Origin of the sequence: Synechococcus sp. R55.3 (assembly GCF_047461975.1) — a bacterium.
Lineage (GTDB): Bacteria > Cyanobacteriota > Cyanobacteriia > Thermostichales > Thermostichaceae > Thermostichus.
The window spans coordinates 1-2,704 of the sequence record NZ_JANSIG010000142.1; the positions used below are offsets into that span (position 1 = coordinate 1).

Annotated in this window: 1 pseudogene; it reads left to right on the forward strand. The window is 59.5% G+C overall.

Annotated elements, in window-relative coordinates:
* Positions 1 to 21: 21 nt before the first annotated feature.
* A pseudogene (locus NW849_RS14110) lies at positions 22 to 2,704 on the forward strand (type II secretion system protein); the annotation flags it as partial.

The window sequence follows — 2,704 nt, forward strand, 5'->3', positions numbered from 1 at the left end:
TGGTTCCAGGTTGGCTCTGCGTTGTACAAGCCCTTTCAAGTCTATGCCGTCACCTTGCCTATTGCGGGTGCCGACTCCACCACCCGTGCCATTTCGGCTTTGCAATTTCAGCAAGATCGGCGGAGGGATCTGCTTAACAAATGGGGAGCCTTCAGCCGCGGCGACCTAGAGTATTTCTTCACTCCTGGCTACAACTGGAACGGTGCCATCTACGCGGGGGGCAGCCTCTTTTTCCGTTACGCCAGCAACAATTTGTTCCGAGCTTTCACCATCAGCTCCGAGCAGTCTTGCTTCTACATGCCTGTCGATAACTCTGAAATTACAGCCTTTGGCGAGCTGGTGGCAGGGGCTATCGGTTACCCCGGACAGGGCCAAAGTGACACGCTAATTTTCGATGCCCATCCTGGTGTGGCGAATGTACCGCCAAGTACGCCCCTTCCCCGCCTGAATAACCTCAATTTCGATTCGGTTCAAAACGACGCAGCTCCTGAGATGGTAGCTCTGGATCCGCTGGAGCTACAGCTTTTTGGTCGCATTCGTACCCGCGGAACCTACGCCCAAGATGCAGCAGAATGGGCAAAATCTCCTCTCAACGCCAAGAACCCTCGCAGCCCTGGGCGGATCAAGGCCGGTGGTTTTCAGGCTGGTGCCGACCAGGTCTGCCCTCCCTATGTAGACGATGTCTATCGGGCTGACAACCGCTTTGGCCCCAAAGCCAGCTACGACCGTCCGCCTGTAACTCCTGACCCGCAGAGGGGCTGCGACGTGGACACCTTTGCGGAAAGGTATCGTCCTGCTAGTCGTCCTGCTAGGGCCGGTGATCCCATTCCTGCTGATGCCAGGAACAACCAGAATGAGTCTTTGACCGAGGACAACCCACCCCCAGGCGCCCTTTCCGAGGTGGGCTTAGATGGCTATTGGGAGCGGCGGGCCCGTGTGGAAGGTCTGCGGGTGATCGTGGGGCAGCGGCTGGAACTAACCCGCACCGATTCTTTGCCTTTGCCTCTGGTGCCGCCCGGGGATCCCGAGGACCCCACCAAGCTGCAGGCCATTTTCATCAGCAACGAGGCGCGGCAACGGCTAACCCTGCGGGATAACCCAGCGGCAGTGCAGGCCACGGCCGTTTACCACTACAGCCATGAGCAGGGGCGCTTTCCCATTGCCTGCTTAGCCACGGTGGCTCACCCCGGCACTCCCTGGAGCTTGCAGCGGGCTTCTACGTTTCCCACAGGCAACCAAGCCAATCAATTGGGCATCAACTTCTTCACCGGGCAGGGCACCAATGTCTGGGAATATGACCCAACCCCGATGCAGGCTCGGCTAGCTCCGGGCACCTCCTTGTGGACGGCCCTCACCAACCTGGCCAATTTTGCCGGCGATCCCGATGGGGCCTATCCGCCGCGTCAAGAGGCGGGCCGCATTCACCCGGATCCGTTTATTACGGCTTTTGGCAACTTCTCGGAGCTGCGGCGAATCATTGAAAACCCGACAAACCTCAGCTTGGCGGATCAATCGACACTGCAAACGGCAGGCTGCATGTTGGGCATGCTGGCCGACAACATGCTCCGCATTGAGGCGGCTGCCAATGCCGGGGATCCAGCGGCTCAAACCCTCTGGAACGACATTCAAGCCAGCCGAGCTGGGAACCGAGAGGCGGCCAATCGGTTTTATCTGCCGCTGCGCTACATCTTCCCGACCACCAGTTTCAACCAGACGGATACCCTGGAAACGGAGCGGCGCAGCGCTTACTCCTTCCTTCCGAGCACAGTCAGCTATCAGGCTGTAACCAACTTAAACGAGGTTGCTCTGGAGCCCCGTTCTGGAATTGGCAACTGGGCTTTGCCCCATGCCCCAGCCAATTGCACTGCTGCTGGCCCCAATAGCAACCAATTTGATCTCATTCGGATTGGTAACCAGTGTCATCGCGTGCCCTTCAAAGATTCCGTCTTCTACGATGGCCGCGAGGCGATGGCAGTGCGGGCCCTCAACATCGACCTGGCCCTGCTGACCAACAACGTCAACGGACAGGCCAGGGGGCTGATTAACGGGGACACTTGGCTGCCTGCCGGCATTGGCGAGAACCGAGAAGGGGGGATTTTCTACGCCTTCCGGGAAGATGCGGTACGGGAGGATGCCATTGCCCGCCCGCCCTTGGGCACCTTTGCTGCCTATCAACAAGCTTGGCAAGAGGCAAACGCCCGCGGCACTTTGGGCAGCGCCGGTATTATGAACGCCGGTCAGCCGAATCGAGACACGGCCAATGGCCAAACGGTCTGGGATCCCCCTGTTTCCAATCCAGGTGGACTCAGCCCCAAACCGGTGGACTACTATGCCGATCCGGATCGGCGGCCCTACGGCTTCCGGCTGCGCAACGGGGCGGTGCTGGCCCGCGGCGGGTTCAACCCTGATGACGCGATTTTTGGCCTCTCCTTCGTTTCCGACAACCCCGTTTACATCCAAGGGGACTTTAACCTGCACCAGACGAGGAACGGGCAGCGGCTGGAGGAGTTCACAACTCTTCTTAACTTCGGAGCAGATGGCCTCTACAGCAACTTCTACGGGCGGCTGCGGGCCAATGAAGATCGGCGCTTTGCCCGGGCGGCGCAGGATCTCTGGCGGCCCAGCGACGTGTTGGGCGACTCGGTGAACATCCTCTCTGCCGATTTCTGCGATGGCAGCATCGACGACGGCTTTGTGCAGGATG